This window comes from Pseudomonas sp. TE6288, assembly GCF_054062095.1.
In genome coordinates, this window is sequence record NZ_JBSSEW010000021.1 from 35,161 (window position 1) to 48,244 (window position 13,084).

The window sequence follows — 13,084 nt, forward strand, 5'->3', positions numbered from 1 at the left end:
GGTATGGAATTCGACCATGAGAGCTGAATGGATCGCGCTGCCGCTGTTGCTGCTGTTTGCCCTGTACACCGGCTGGACCATGATGATTGCGGAGCAATCACTGATTGCCTTTGGCCTGGAGATGATGTCCCGGCCGGACACCGCGCAGGTGGTTATCGACCTGTACGTGATGGCCGGGCTGGGCTGCGTCTGGATGGTCAGCGACCAGCGCAAGCGCGGCGGTTCGTTGCTTGGCGTCATGCCCTATCTGCTGCTGACGCTGGTGTTCGTCTGCATGGGGCCGCTGCTGTACATCGCGGTCAAGGGTGGCATGTCGAGGCACGGGCAATGAGTGTCGCCCTGTCGATCTATGCCTGCTGCGTGGTGGTGTTGTTCATCAAGATGCTGGCGATTTCCTGCTACCAGGGTTACTTCCGCCTGCGTTACCTGGCCTTCACCAACAGCGAGGATGCGGCGGTGTTCAGACGCTCGGCTTGTCCCGCGGAACTGCCGCAGGTCACGCGTGCCGCGCAGGCCTGGCGCAATGACCTGGAGAATATTCCGATGTTCATAGCCTTGGCCGGGCTTGCGGTTGCGCTCGAGGCGCCTGCAGCCAGTACCGCGTGGCTGAGTGGCGTGTTCACCGTGGCGCGGGTGCTGCATACGGTGACCTACCTGGCGCGGCTCCAGCCCTGGCGGACGCTGAGCTATGGCGTGGGCGTGCTGTGCCTGATCGGCTTGGCCACGGTGCTCGTCATACGGATGTACTCAGCCGTGGCTTTACATTGAATTATTCCAGGCCAATAATTATTGCCATGGAATAATTGCGGATAAACCCATGGCTGACATCTTCCTGCGACCTGAACTGGCGGCCGACATGGCCCGGCAACTGCTCGAGCCGTCCGCGCTGGATATCGGCTTGCGTTCCGGGTTGTTCCTGTCTGGCCTGCGGCGCACCGGCAAGACCACCTTCCTCAGGAACGACCTGATCCCGGCGCTGGAAGCCAAGGGGGCGCTGGTGATCTACGTCGACCTATGGAGCGACACCCAGACCAGCCCGGTGCAACTGGTGCTCGCCGCCGTGCGCAAGGCCCTGCGCGAGCTGCAGACGCCGGCCTCGTCGTTCATGCAGCGGCTCAGGGCCCTGCGCGGCGCCGAGGTGGAGCTGGCCGGGTTCAAGTTCGGCTTCAACCTCGACACCCTGGGCGAGGCGGGCGGCGTGACCTTGGCCCAGGCCCTGGGCGAGGTGGTCGACCAGGCCAAGGCCAATGTGGTGCTGATCGTCGACGAAGTGCAGCACGCCATCACCACCGAAGACGGGCAGCAGATGATGCTGGCGCTGAAGGCCGCGCGAGACGCGATCAACCCACGGCCAGCCCCTGCTGGGCATTTCCTGTTCATCGGCACCGGCTCGCACCGGGCGATGGTCAACGAGCTGACCGCCCGGCGCAACCAGGCCTTCGCCGGCGCCACCAATGTGGCCTATCCGGTACTGGGCGAGGACTATGTGGCGTTCTGGCTTGAACGGCTCGCAGCCGATGGCCTCGACAACCTGCCTTCGCTGGCGGTGGCGACCGAGGCGTTCCAGACGCTGGGCAGCCGCCCCGAAGAGTTCATCCGCGCCCTGCGCCAGTTGATTCATTCGCCCAGCCTGGCTTCTGGAGCGGATGTGGTGCTGCCGGTGATCGCCGCCACACTGCGTTCGGCGGCGGCGGACCTGGAGCTGATGAAGGTCGAGGAGCTGGGCGTGCTGGCCCAGGCCATCTTCGCCCGCATTGCCTCGGTGGACGGCGAGACCCGCGGGGTGTTCTCCGCCGAGGCGGCGGCGCAGTACTCGAAGGTCGTTGGGCGTGAAGTGCGGGTGGAGGAAGTGCAGCCCGTGGCCAACGACCTGCTGGCGGCCAATCTGATCATCCGTCGCGGGCATGGGTTGTATGGGGTGACGGATCCGTTCGTGCAGGAGATCTGGCGGGAGCGTCAGGCCTTGCTGGGCAAGGGCTGACGCCAACTGGCTGGGCGAGCTTCGTGTCTCGGCATGAAGAAACGGGTGAGTTTCTGACCCGTTCAAGAGGGTGCGTCAGTTCGAGTCTGCTCGAGTACCATGACTCGCCAGCGGAAGGTTTGCTCCCATCTCTAAGTCCGGCGAGGTTGTTGCTTGCGTTCTATTGTTGTACTCGACCCGCTTGCGAGCTGCATAAAAGCTTGATCCGAACGATAGAGTCTTGAGTGTTAGGTCGAATACCACAAGCGGTATGCTAGGGAAATCAAGAGGTTTGACGGCACCGCTGACGTCATACAAATCGGTCCCACTCAAGACCTTGGTAGTTTCCTATGTGGCACTCAATGCATTGATGAGCCCGGCAAAGTAACCGGCGCCAATTTCCTGACGTGTAGCATCGCCACTTTTTTGCATCTTTCTGGCGTAGCTGATGTTTTTGGCACTCATTCCCACCTCGGTGGCGACATACAGGCGGCTGGCCACACCCTTCTGAGCCGTACGTGCCTGTTCTCTGCTCTGCTTGCTCGCGCCATTGTCCACGAAGCTTTCATTTGGGTGGAAAACGCCATTGCCGCCTGTATAGCTAATTCGCACAGTAGGTTTCCTTTCCTGACCACTCCGATCGACGAAGTTGATGGGGTCGCCATTGCAATAGGCATAAGGGTTGATACCACCCGTTTCGAACGGGCTCAAGGTATCGGGGGTGGTGAACCGCAGCAGGCCAGGGCTGTAGTGGCGATGCCCGTTACCCAAAACGTAGCCGCCTGTCTGCGGTTCGTGATGTTGCCCACAATACGCCAGTCGCGGCCCGCTAATGGAGAGAGAGGTTCCGTAGGGTGCATAACTTCGCGGAGAAACATCACCCCTCAGGATCGATTGCTGATGGTCACACATTGACAGGTAGGTTGTTCTCATCATCGGCTCCAGGCTGGGCTTTGCGTTCAGACCCTAAAGCTAATATTTCCAAGCGCTGGAGGAAACTGGCAAAAATAACAGGGTGTCAGCAGAGGGATGGAGGCGAAGTCGCCGCTCATATTAGCCACGGCTCGAAAAGTGCGTCAGGCTGTTGTTTGTACACGTGATCTCAATCGTCCCGGCCTCTTTCAGGGTGCAAATGCAGCGTCAGCTCCCTGGAGTAGGCCCGTTCGTCCATCGCGGCACGGCTGATCTTGTCGTGCCTGACCTTGTAGGCAATCAGGTCGGGGAACGCGATACACTGCTCACCTTCGGTGCAGGTATGAGGGATTGCCCGCTCATCGAGCTGCTTCGCCAGATACTCGCGAGAAACGTTGAGCGCGTGTGCCGCTTCCGAAATGGTCAGCGTGGACTTTTCCATGACAATGGTGTGTTCTGCACCATGGAATTCATCACGAAGTTTCCGATACCCCAGCCGCGTGTAGAAGCCTTGGGCCGTGATGGACGAAGGAACGCGCAATGCTGTGACGCCGGCCTTGATCGCCGCTGTGTGGATAGCTCTTATCAGTTGCCTGCCAATACCTGCCCCATGATGGATCGGCGCGACAAACACTGTTCTGACGACATCACCATCGAGACTTGCCGTCCCCAGCAGATCGTTCTGCTTGACCGCCACGAACATCAACCGGCTATCGAGCAAGGCACTGACCGCCGTAGGTGAAAAACTTTGTTCTACCTGGGCGATCACCTCTGTCGGGTAATCCCGCGAGTTGGATTCGCGCAGTGCCGCGATCACGATGCGGCTGATGGCTTGTGCGTCATCGCGTTGAGCGCGGCGGATATGACATTCCATGGATGTATTCCGAACTGATGTCCCCAAAGCCTAATCCGTGTCGAGCGGCCTTGTATCATGAAAGGGCCGCAAAGCGGCCCTATGCACCTGTGACCTCAGTGCTTCATCCCCAGCTCCGCATCATCCATCAGCGCCTTGGCCAGCGCGCTTAGGTAATACGATGCCCAGATCAGCTGAGGCTTCTCCTCCATGATCCCGGTGATGGTCAGGTCGCACACGCAGCCCATCAACTCCGAAGCCTGTTCCCGTGCGTGCTGGCAAGGGATGCCGGGTTCGATGCAGAACAGCGGGTCGGTATGCTTTTCACCCTGGTAGAACCGGGTCTTGCCCACGGTGGTGTGGGGCGTGGTGTCGTCTGTGCTCATGGCTCACTCTCCCTGAAATGATCGGTGCCTGGGCGAGCTCTCGCAGTTAGATCCGCTATCAGCTACACAGCATCTGCCGCGCGGCCACGCCGATCCCCTGTGGGAGCCGGCTTGCCGGCGATGAGGCCAGCCCAGGCAACCCCTGGCTAACGGCCTAGTGCAGTGTCCGAGGCTCCACCTGCGGCATCTGCACCTGAATCAACGCCGATTCGAGCAGCACCCGCAGCGCCTCCATTTCATGCATCGCGGCCATGACTAGAATCGACACGGGCGACTTGGGATGCAGCAGAACAGCCTGATGCGCCACGGTCTGCGCGCACAGGGCGTACTCCGTGGCCTGGATGATGGTGTCTTCGAGGGAGTGGTGGTTGTGGGGTGGATCGGGGACGATCTTTAACATAACAATTTCCCTTTGGTGGTGCCGCCACCTGCCTGCTGTCAAACAGTAGGGTGGCAGCTGTACGTGGGTTGACAGACCGGCGGAAATTGCAAAGTTCCGGCGCACGCAAGCGTGCCCGCACGTACAGCTGCCATAAAGGTTGAGCTGCATGCAATTTGCCGTCACAGCCTGTCAAAGCTGTATCGTTGATGTGCAACGATAGGCCGAGACTAGAGTCCCACCAGGGCGACCGCAACGGAAAAAAGGCGGTAGCAGGATATTTGGGAAATGGACTACAGGAAAGCGGTTAAGTCGGATTTTACTCACGATGGTGAGTTTCAGAGGCTGTTGGTCTGTAGATCGCTTATGTGACGGCGGTCAAGGCGCAGGGTGAGAAGTGTCATGGTAGATGTCAGTGAACACAAAATTCCTGACTTTGTCATGGGTTGCGGTTAAAGCAAGGTTCAATAGTGTGTTCTCACATTTGATTTCGCTTGCATATTTTATCTTTCCGTCAATATAGGTGCCAAGCTGGTTGACGGTTTGTTCTGTTGGTTTGATGTTGTCAGAGAGCTTTGAGATTTCTTGGATTTTATTTGACTTTAGAGTTCTCTTGAAGATTTGGTGTGCGAACTCATTACGCTCCTTGTTTATTAGGTCAAGCGCTTGGAATATCTCGATGGGTAAGCCAATGTTTTTGGCGATATAGAGTTTATTGTGAAATCCTATTTTGCTTATTCCGGAGAAAACGGGTTTCCCATTGTTGATCTTGAAGTTTATCCAGCTCTCGATTAGGTACTCAAAAATCAGATGGTGGCTGATTACCTGTAGTGGTTGTGGGGAGTTTCGAGTGACTTCTTTTAATGGCTCGCTTTCTGCGAGTTTTTCCAGCTCCTTGTTGAATGCGACAAATCGCTCCATCTCTTCATTGCTGCTGTATCGCATGCTGAATGACTCCTTGTTTGAACCGTGAACTACTTAATGAGGTGAGCAAGGCATTGCTGTTACAGGTTTTGAACGCTCCACATAAAGGGCATCAACTCTCCCGTAGATGGTTTGTTGTACGGATTTTTTGAAGTTTTTCTGCTTTCTAGTCGATAAATGCTAGCCAGTGATATTCCCCTCCAAGAACGCCGCCTCCAACAACTGCCTCGTATACCCATGCTGCGGCTCATGAAATATAACCCCCGCATCCCCCTGTTCCACCACCTGCCCATGCTTGATCACCATCAACTGATGACTCAACGCCTTCACCACCGCCAGGTCATGGCTGATAAACAGATAAGTCAGGTTGTACTTAACCTGCAAATTCCGCAGCAGCTCAACCACCTGCCGCTGCACCGTCCGATCCAGCGCCGAGGTCGGCTCATCCAGCAGAATCAGCGCTGGCTTCAACACCAGCGCCCGCGCAATCGCAATCCGCTGCCGCTGCCCGCCGGAAAACTCATGGGGATACCGATGCCGCGTCCGCGGATCCAACCCCACTTCCTCCAACGCCGCAATAATCGCCGCTTCCTGCTCGGCCGGCGTGCCGATCTTGTGAATCCGTAACCCCTCGCCAACGATATCCGCCACGCACATGCGCGGGCTCAGGCTGCCGAAGGGGTCCTGGAACACCACCTGCATTTCCCGCCGCAGCGGCCGCACTTCCTTCTGGTTCAGCCCTTCCAGATTCTGCCCATGAAAGCGAATCCCACCCTGGCTGGAAATCAACCGCAAGATGGCCAGCCCCAAGGTGGACTTGCCCGACCCACTCTCGCCAACGATCCCCAGCGTCTGCCCTTGGGGCAGGCTGAAGTTCACCCCGTCCACGGCCTTCACATGGTCCACGGTGCGGCGCAGCAGCCCCTTCTTGATCGGGAACCACACCTTCAGGTCCTTCACCTCCAGCAACGGCGCGCCTTCGGCGTTCGCTGCGGGCGCGCCACTGGGCTCGGCGTTGATCAGCATCTGCGTATACGGATGCTGCGGCTTGCTGAACAGCGTGGCGCAATCGGCCTGCTCGACGATCTTGCCGCACTGCATCACGCACACGCGGTGGGCGATGCGGCGTACCAGATTGAGGTCGTGGCTGATCAGCAGCAGGGCCATGCCGAGGCGCGCCTGCAACGACTTGAGCAGGTCGAGGATCTTCAACTGCACGGTCACGTCGAGCGCCGTGGTGGGCTCGTCGGCAATCAGCAGTTCGGGCTCGTTGGCCAGGGCCATGGCGATCATCACCCGCTGGCGCTGGCCACCGGACAGCTCGTGGGGCAGGGCTTTCAGGCGCTTCTGCGGCTCGGGAATGCCGACCAGCTCCAGCAGCTCCAGGGTGCGCGCCGTGGCGGCCTTGCCGGTGAGGCCCTTGTGCAGCAAGAGGATCTCGTTGATCTGCTTCTCGATGCTGTGCAGCGGATTCAGCGAGGTCATCGGCTCCTGGAAGATCATCGCGATGCGATTGCCGCGAATGCGCTGCATGGGCTTCTCGCCCAGGTGCAGCAGGTCCTTGCCTTCGTAATGGATGGTGCCAGAAGGATGCCGCGCCAGGGGGTAGGGCAGCAGGCGCAGGATCGAGTGGGCGGTCACCGACTTGCCCGAGCCGCTTTCGCCGACCAGGGCGAGGGTCTCGCCCTTGCGGATGTCGAAGCTGATGCCGTCGACCACGCGGTTGACCTGCTCGCCAGTGACGAACTCCACCGCCAGGTCGCGGACTTCGATCAGGGTGTCTTGGCTCATGTCATTTCCTCGGGTCGAAGGCGTCGCGGGCAGATTCGCCGATGAATACCAGCAGGCTCAGCATCACCGCCAGCACGGCAAAGGCGCTGATGCCCAGCCACGGGGCTTGCAGGTTGGACTTGCCCTGGGCCACCAGCTCGCCCAGCGAGGGGGAGCCGGCAGGCAGGCCGAAGCCGAGGAAGTCCAGGGCGGTGAGGGTGCCGATGGCGCCGGTGAGGATGAACGGCATGAAGGTCATGGTCGAGATCATCGCATTGGGCAGGATATGCCGGTACATGATCGCGCCGTTGCGCATGCCCAGGGCGCGGGCGGCGCGCACGTATTCCAGGTTGCGCCCGCGCAGGAACTCGGCGCGCACCACGTCCACCAGGCTCATCCACGAGAACAGCAGCATGATGCCCAGCAACCACCAGAAGTTGGGCTGCACGAAACTGGCGAGGATGATCAGCAGGTACAGCACCGGCAGGCCGGACCAGATCTCCAAAAAGCGCTGGCCGGCCAGGTCCACCCAGCCGCCGTAGAAGCCCTGCAGGGCGCCGGCGATCACGCCGATGATCGAGCTGGCGATGGTCAGCGTCAGGGCGAACAGCACCGAGATGCGGAAGCCGTAGATCACCCGGGCCAGCACATCGCGGCCCTGGTCGTCGGTGCCCAGCAGGTTGTCGGTGGAGGGCGGCGCGGGGGCGGGCACTTTCAGGTCGTAGTTGATGCTCTGGTAGCTGTAGGGGATCGGCGCCCACAGCACGAAGGCGTCTTTCTTGGCCAGCAACTCGCGGATGTACGGGCTCTTGTAGTTGGCCTCCAGCGGGAACTCGCCGCCGAAGGTGGTCTCCGGGTAGCGCTTGAAGGCCGGGAAGTACCATTCGCCGTCGTAGCGCACGGCGATGGGCTTGTCGTTGGCGATGAACTCGGCGCCCAGGCTGAGCACGAACAGCACCAGGAAGATCCACAGCGACCACCAGCCGCGGCGGTTGGCCTTGAAGCGCTCGAAGCGCCGGCGATTGAGGGGAGAGAGGGCCATGTCAGTGCTCCCGGCTGGCGAAGTCGATGCGCGGATCGACCAGGGTGTAGGTGAGGTCGCCAATCAGCTTCACCACCAGACCGAGCAGGGTGAAGATGAACAAGGTGCCGAACACCACCGGGTAGTCGCGGTTGATCGCCGCTTCGAAACTCATCAGGCCCAGGCCGTCGAGGCTGAAGATCACCTCGATCAGCAGGGACCCTGTGAAGAAGATGCCGATGAACGCCGAGGGGAAGCCGGCGATCACCAGCAGCATGGCGTTGCGGAACACATGGCCGTAGAGCACGCGGGTGCGGCTCAGGCCCTTGGCCTTGGCGGTGACCACGTACTGCTTGTTGATCTCGTCGAGGAAGCTGTTCTTGGTCAACAGGGTCATGGTGGCGAAGTTGCCGATCACCAGGGCGGTGATGGGCAGCACCAGGTGCCAGAAGTAGTCGAGCACCTTGCCGGTGGTGCTGAGCTCGTCGAAGTTGTTGGAGGTGAGCCCGCGCAACGGGAACCAGTCGAAGTAGCTGCCGCCGGCGAACAGCACGATCAGCAGGATGGCGAACAGGAACGCGGGGATGGCGTAGCCGACGATGATCGCCGAGCTGGTCCACACGTCGAAGTGGCTACCGTGGCGCACCGCCTTGGCAATCCCCAGCGGGATCGACACCAGGTACATGATCAGTGTGCTCCATAGCCCCAGCGAGATGGACACGGGCATCTTCTCGGCGATCAGGTCGATGACCTTGGCGTCGCGGAAGAAGCTGTTGCCAAAATCCAGCTGGGCGTAGTTCTTGACCATGATCCACAGCCGCTCGGGCGCGGATTTGTCGAAGCCGTACATGCGCTCGATCTCGGCGATCAGGGCCGGGTCCAGGCCTTGCGCGCCACGGTAGTTGGAGCCGGCCACCGAGACTTCGGCGCCGCCGCCGGCGATGCGGCTGGTGGCGCCTTCGAAGCCTTCGAGCTTGGCGATCATCTGTTCCACCGGGCCGCCGGGGGCGGCCTGGACGATGATGAAGTTGATGATGAGGATGCCGAACAGGGTGGGGATGATCAGCAGCAGGCGCCGCAGGATATAAGCCAGCATGTCAGTTGGCCTCATCCGGAACGGTGGCTTCGCTTACCGCGGGCGTGACGTCGGGCTTGATCCACCAGGTGTCGATACCGATGTCGTACTTGGGTGATACGGCGGGGTGGCCGATATGGTTCCAGTAGGCCACGCGCCAGGTCTTGATGTGCCAGTTGGGGATCACGTAGTAACCCCATTGCAGTACACGGTCCAGGGCGCGGCAGTGCTCGATCAGGCTCTGCCGGGAGTCGGCGTTGATCAACTGCTCCACCAGCTGGTCGATGGCAGGGTCGCGCAGGCCGATGAAGTTGCGGCTGCCGGGGTTGTCGGCGGCGGCGCTGTTCCAGTATTCGCGCTGCTCGTTGCCGGGCGAGTTGGATTGTGCGAAGCCGCCGACGATCATGTCGTAGTCACGCGAGCGCAGGCGGGTGATGTACTGCGACACGTCCACGCGGCGGATCTCGAGGTTGATGCCAAGGTCCGCGAGGTTGCGCTTGAACGGCAGCAGCACGCGCTCGAACTGGGTCTGGGCCAGGAGGAACTCGATGGTCATCGGCTTGCCGTCTTTATCGACCATCTTGTCGTCGACGACCTTCCAGCCGGCCTCCTGCAGCAGCTTGTAGGCCTGGCGCTGCTGGTCGCGGATCATGCCGCTGCCGTCGGTGACCGGGTTGTGGAAGGCGCCGTTGAACACCTCGTCCGGCACCTTGCCGCGCAGCGGCTCGAGGATCTTCAGCTCGGCGGGGCTGGGCAGGCCGCTGGCGGCCATTTCGGAGTTCTCGAAGTAGCTGCCGGTGCGGGTGTAGGCGCCGTTGAACAGCTGCTTGTTGGTCCATTCGAAGTCCAGCAGCAGGCTGATGGCGTGGCGCACGCGGATGTCCTGGAACATCGGCTTGCGCAGGTTGAAGATGAAGCCCTGCATGCCGACGGGGTTGCCGTTGGGCAGCTCTTCCTTGATCAGCCGGCCGTCGCGCACGGCGGGCACGTCGTAGGCGGTGGCCCAGTTCTTCGCGCTCACCTCCAGGCCGTAGTCGAACTGGCCGGCCTTGAGGGCTTCGAGGGCGACGGTGTTGTCGCGGTAGGAGTCGAAGGTCATCACATCGAAATTGTAGAAGCCGCGGTTGATCGGCAGGTCCTTGGCCCAGTAGTCCTTGACCCGCTCGTAGCGGATCGAGCGGCCGGCCTTCACCTCGGCGACCTTGTACGGGCCGCTGCCGAGCGGGATCTCCAGGTTGCCGCGGTCGAAGTCGCGGCCTTGGTACCAGTGCTTGGGCAGCACCGGCAGCTGGCCGAGGATCAGCGGCAGCTCGCGGTTGTTGTTGTGCTTGAACTTGAACAGCACCGTGAGCGGGGTTTGGGCGACTACTTCTGCGACGTCGGCGTAGTACTGGCGGTACAGCGGCGCGCCGTCCTTGATCAGGGCGTTGAAGGTGAATACCACGTCCTCGGCGCGCATCGGGTGGCCGTCGTGGAAGCGTGCCTCGGGGCGCAGGTAGAAGCGCACCCAGCTGTTGTCGGGGGCCTTTTCGATCTTGCCGGCCACCAGGCCGTACTCGGTGAAGGGTTCGTCCAGGCTCTGGCGCATCAGGGTGTCGTAGATGGCGCCGACGTTGTCGGCGGGCACGCCCTTGTTGATGAACGGGTTGAGGCTGTCGAAGCCGCCGAAGCTGGACTGGCGAAAGGTGCCGCCCTTCGGTGCGTCGGGGTTGACGTACTCGAAGTGCTTGAAGTTGGCCGGGTATTTCGGTGCCTCGTCGTACAGGGTCAGGGCGTGTTGCGGGGCGGCCACGGCCGGGAGCGTGAGGCAGGCCAGCAGCAGGCTGGCGGCCAGGCGGCGCAGGGTCGGCGTCATTTGGCTTTCTCCGAAGGCTTCTTGATCCACCAGCTGTTCAGCCCGAGGGTGTAGGGCGGCGTGGTGACGAAGGCGAACCGGTTGCGGTAGGCCAGGCGGTGATTGTCGAGGTACCAGTTGGGTATCATGTAGTACTGCCATGAGAGCACGCGGTCCAGGGCGCGCGCGGCGGCAATCTGGTCATCGCGGCTGCGGGCGGCGAGCAAGGTGTCGAGCAGGTGGTCGACCACCGGGTCCTTCACGCCAGCATAGTTCTTGCTGCCCTTGGTGGCGGCCTGGCTTGAGTGGAAATACAGCCACTGCTCGAGGCCCGGGCTCAGGGTCTGGTTCAGGGTCATCAGGATCATGTCGAAATCGAACTGGTCGAGCCGTTGTTTGTACTGGGCGCGGTCCACGGTGCGCAAGCGCGCATCGATGCCGATGCTGGCCAGATTTTCGACATAAGGTTGCAGGATGCGTTCGAGGTTGGGGTTCACCAGCAGCAGCTCCAGCCTGAACGGTTGGCCTTTGCTGTCGACCAGGCGCTGGCCGTTGAGCTTCCAGCCGGCCTGGGCGAACAGGGCCAGGGCCTGGCGCAGGGCGGGGCGGCTGATGCCGCTGCCGTCGGTGTGGCTGACCTGGTAGGGCTCGGTGAACAGCTTGTCCGGCAACTGGTCGCGGAATGGCTTGAGCAGCAGCCATTCCTTGCCGGTGGGCAGGCCGCTGGCGGTGAAGTCGCTGTTCGGGTAATAGCTGGTCGAGCGGCGGTAGGCGCTGCTGAACAGGGCGCGGTTGGTCCACTCGAAGTCGAGCATCAGGCCTAGCGCCTGGCGCACCCGTGGGTCGCTGAACGCGGCGCGGCGACTGTTCATGAACAGGCCTTGGGTTTGCGTGGGGATCTTGTGCGGAATCTGCGCCTTGATCACCTCGCCACGGCGTACGGCGGGGAAGTTGTAGCCGTTGGCCCAGTTCTTCGCCTGGTGCTCGATGTAGATGTCGAATTCACCGGCCTTGAACGCTTCGAAGGCCACGGTGGCGTCGCGGTAGAACTCGTATTCGACGCGCTTGAAGTTGTACTTGCCGCGGTTAACCGCCAGGTCCTTGCCCCAGTAGTTCTTCACCCGTTCGAACACCAGGCGCCGGCCCGGCTGCACCTCGGTGATGCGGTACGGGCCGCTACCCAGTGGTGGTTCGAAGGTGGTGGCCTTGAAGTCGCGCTTGGCCCAGTAGTGCTTGGGCAGCACTGGCATCTCGCCCAGGCGCAGGATCAGCAGCGGGTTGCCGGCGCGCTTGAACACGAAGCGGATGCGCAGGGGGTTGAGGATATCGACCCGGGCCACTTCCTGCAGGTTGGTGCGGTAGATCGGGTGGCCGTCCTTGAGCAGCGTGCGGTAGGAAAACGCCACGTCCTGCGCGGTGATCGGCACACCATCATGGAAGCGCGCCTCGGGGCGCAGGTTGAACACCACCCAGCTGCGGTCCTCGCTGTACTCGACCGAGCGGGCGATCAGGCCGTAGCTGGAGGTGGGTTCGTCGCCGGACGGGTCGTACATGCCGGTGCCGACCATCAGCGGCTCGTTCAGCTCGCTGATGCCGTACTGCAGGAAGTTGGGCGTGGTGACCGGGCTCGAGCCCTTGAAGGTGTAAGGGTTGAGCGTGTCGAAGGTGCCGAAGGCCATGGCCCGCAACGTGCCGCCTTTGGGGGCTTGCGGGTTGACCCAGTCAAAGTGGGTAAAGCTGGCCGGGTACTTGAGCGTGCCGAACTGCGCGTATCCGTGGCTTTCGCTCACCATCGCGACGGCGGGGAAGCTCAAGGCCAGGCTGAGTGACAGCAGGAGGGGACGTATCAAGTCGGCATCCGATCCAGAGGGCGTTGGGCTTGGTTCGGGGTACAGTAACAGCTTGTCTGGAATGGAAAAAGGGTAGGGCGCGGGGCTTTACTTCAGCCTTCAAAGCATCGTGGGGCCAGC

The 13,084-nt window shown here is 61.3% G+C and carries 12 protein-coding genes and 1 pseudogene; 3 read left to right on the top strand and 10 right to left on the bottom strand.

Annotated elements, in window-relative coordinates:
- Nucleotides 1–16: 16 nt before the first annotated feature.
- Genes ACVWY1_RS21050 through ACVWY1_RS21060 form a run of 3 tightly spaced genes read left to right on the top strand, consistent with a single transcriptional unit; the run spans nucleotide 17 to nucleotide 1,981 of the window.
- Nucleotides 17–331 (top strand): DUF2834 domain-containing protein, encoded by a 315-nt coding sequence (locus ACVWY1_RS21050; RefSeq protein ID WP_277505063.1) that lies wholly within the window; start codon nucleotides 17–19, stop codon nucleotides 329–331.
- On the top strand, nucleotides 328–768 hold the full coding sequence (locus tag ACVWY1_RS21055) for an MAPEG family protein (RefSeq protein WP_277505061.1): 441 nt from the start codon (nucleotides 328–330) through the stop codon (nucleotides 766–768). The genes ACVWY1_RS21050 and ACVWY1_RS21055 overlap by 4 nt, the downstream gene beginning before the upstream one ends.
- A 49-nt stretch (nucleotides 769–817) precedes the next feature.
- Nucleotides 818–1,981, top strand: a complete 1,164-nt coding sequence (locus ACVWY1_RS21060) for an AAA family ATPase (RefSeq protein WP_457378708.1) — start codon at nucleotides 818–820, stop codon at nucleotides 1,979–1,981.
- 327 nt (nucleotides 1,982–2,308) lie between these two features.
- Here the strand turns inward: ACVWY1_RS21060 and ACVWY1_RS21065 are convergent, their stop codons facing one another.
- The 10 genes and pseudogenes from ACVWY1_RS21065 to ACVWY1_RS21110 all read right to left on the bottom strand — a co-directional run bounded on the left by ACVWY1_RS21065 (nucleotide 2,309) and on the right by ACVWY1_RS21110 (nucleotide 12,964).
- A complete protein-coding gene (locus ACVWY1_RS21065; protein ID WP_457378709.1) occupies nucleotides 2,309–2,893 on the bottom strand; it encodes an RHS repeat-associated core domain-containing protein in 585 nt (194 codons plus the stop codon).
- Between the two features lie 412 nt (nucleotides 2,894–3,305).
- Nucleotides 3,306–3,746: pseudogene (locus tag ACVWY1_RS21070) on the bottom strand (GNAT family N-acetyltransferase); the annotation flags it as partial.
- 95 nt (nucleotides 3,747–3,841) lie between these two features.
- A complete protein-coding gene (locus ACVWY1_RS21075; protein ID WP_430944369.1) occupies nucleotides 3,842–4,111 on the bottom strand; it encodes a DUF3077 domain-containing protein in 270 nt (89 codons plus the stop codon).
- Nucleotides 4,112–4,265: 154 nt separating this feature from the next.
- Nucleotides 4,266–4,511: a hypothetical protein gene (locus ACVWY1_RS21080; protein WP_011534689.1), complete on the bottom strand. Its 246-nt coding sequence runs from the start codon at nucleotides 4,509–4,511 to the stop codon at nucleotides 4,266–4,268.
- A gap of 357 nt (nucleotides 4,512–4,868) precedes the next feature.
- A complete protein-coding gene (locus tag ACVWY1_RS21085) occupies nucleotides 4,869–5,435 on the bottom strand; it encodes a hypothetical protein (protein ID WP_457378710.1) in 567 nt (188 codons plus the stop codon).
- 159 nt (nucleotides 5,436–5,594) lie between these two features.
- Nucleotides 5,595–7,205 (bottom strand): ABC transporter ATP-binding protein, encoded by a 1,611-nt coding sequence (locus ACVWY1_RS21090; RefSeq protein WP_457378711.1) that lies wholly within the window; start codon nucleotides 7,203–7,205, stop codon nucleotides 5,595–5,597.
- A gap of 1 nt (nucleotide 7,206) precedes the next feature.
- Entirely contained in the window at nucleotides 7,207–8,226 is a 1,020-nt protein-coding gene (locus tag ACVWY1_RS21095; protein WP_102683696.1) for an ABC transporter permease, read from the bottom strand.
- A gap of 1 nt (nucleotide 8,227) precedes the next feature.
- Complete coding sequence (locus ACVWY1_RS21100) at nucleotides 8,228–9,301, bottom strand: microcin C ABC transporter permease YejB (RefSeq protein WP_046854817.1); 1,074 nt, start codon at nucleotides 9,299–9,301, stop codon at nucleotides 8,228–8,230.
- 1 nt (nucleotide 9,302) lies between these two features.
- Complete coding sequence (locus tag ACVWY1_RS21105) at nucleotides 9,303–11,135, bottom strand: extracellular solute-binding protein (RefSeq protein WP_277505050.1); 1,833 nt, start codon at nucleotides 11,133–11,135, stop codon at nucleotides 9,303–9,305.
- Nucleotides 11,132–12,964 (bottom strand): extracellular solute-binding protein, encoded by a 1,833-nt coding sequence (locus tag ACVWY1_RS21110; RefSeq protein ID WP_457378712.1) that lies wholly within the window; start codon nucleotides 12,962–12,964, stop codon nucleotides 11,132–11,134. Before ACVWY1_RS21110 ends, ACVWY1_RS21105 begins: the two co-directional genes overlap by 4 nt.
- Between the last annotated feature and the right edge of the window lie 120 nt (nucleotides 12,965–13,084).

Bases quoted from the DNA above. Each gene is read 5' to 3' on its own strand.
- ACVWY1_RS21050 (WP_277505063.1), top strand. From the start codon at position 17: ATGAGAGCTGAATGGATCGCGCTGCCGCTGTTGCTGCTGTTTGCCCTG.
- ACVWY1_RS21055 (WP_277505061.1), top strand. From the start codon at position 328: ATGAGTGTCGCCCTGTCGATCTATGCCTGCTGCGTGGTGGTGTTGTTC.
- ACVWY1_RS21060 (WP_457378708.1), top strand. From the start codon at position 818: ATGGCTGACATCTTCCTGCGACCTGAACTGGCGGCCGACATGGCCCGG.
- ACVWY1_RS21065 (WP_457378709.1), bottom strand. From the start codon at position 2,893: ATGAGAACAACCTACCTGTCAATGTGTGACCATCAGCAATCGATCCTG.
- ACVWY1_RS21075 (WP_430944369.1), bottom strand. From the start codon at position 4,111: ATGAGCACAGACGACACCACGCCCCACACCACCGTGGGCAAGACCCGG.
- ACVWY1_RS21080 (WP_011534689.1), bottom strand. From the start codon at position 4,511: ATGTTAAAGATCGTCCCCGATCCACCCCACAACCACCACTCCCTCGAA.
- ACVWY1_RS21085 (WP_457378710.1), bottom strand. From the start codon at position 5,435: ATGCGATACAGCAGCAATGAAGAGATGGAGCGATTTGTCGCATTCAAC.
- ACVWY1_RS21090 (WP_457378711.1), bottom strand. From the start codon at position 7,205: ATGAGCCAAGACACCCTGATCGAAGTCCGCGACCTGGCGGTGGAGTTC.
- ACVWY1_RS21095 (WP_102683696.1), bottom strand. From the start codon at position 8,226: ATGGCCCTCTCTCCCCTCAATCGCCGGCGCTTCGAGCGCTTCAAGGCC.
- ACVWY1_RS21100 (WP_046854817.1), bottom strand. From the start codon at position 9,301: ATGCTGGCTTATATCCTGCGGCGCCTGCTGCTGATCATCCCCACCCTG.
- ACVWY1_RS21105 (WP_277505050.1), bottom strand. From the start codon at position 11,135: ATGACGCCGACCCTGCGCCGCCTGGCCGCCAGCCTGCTGCTGGCCTGC.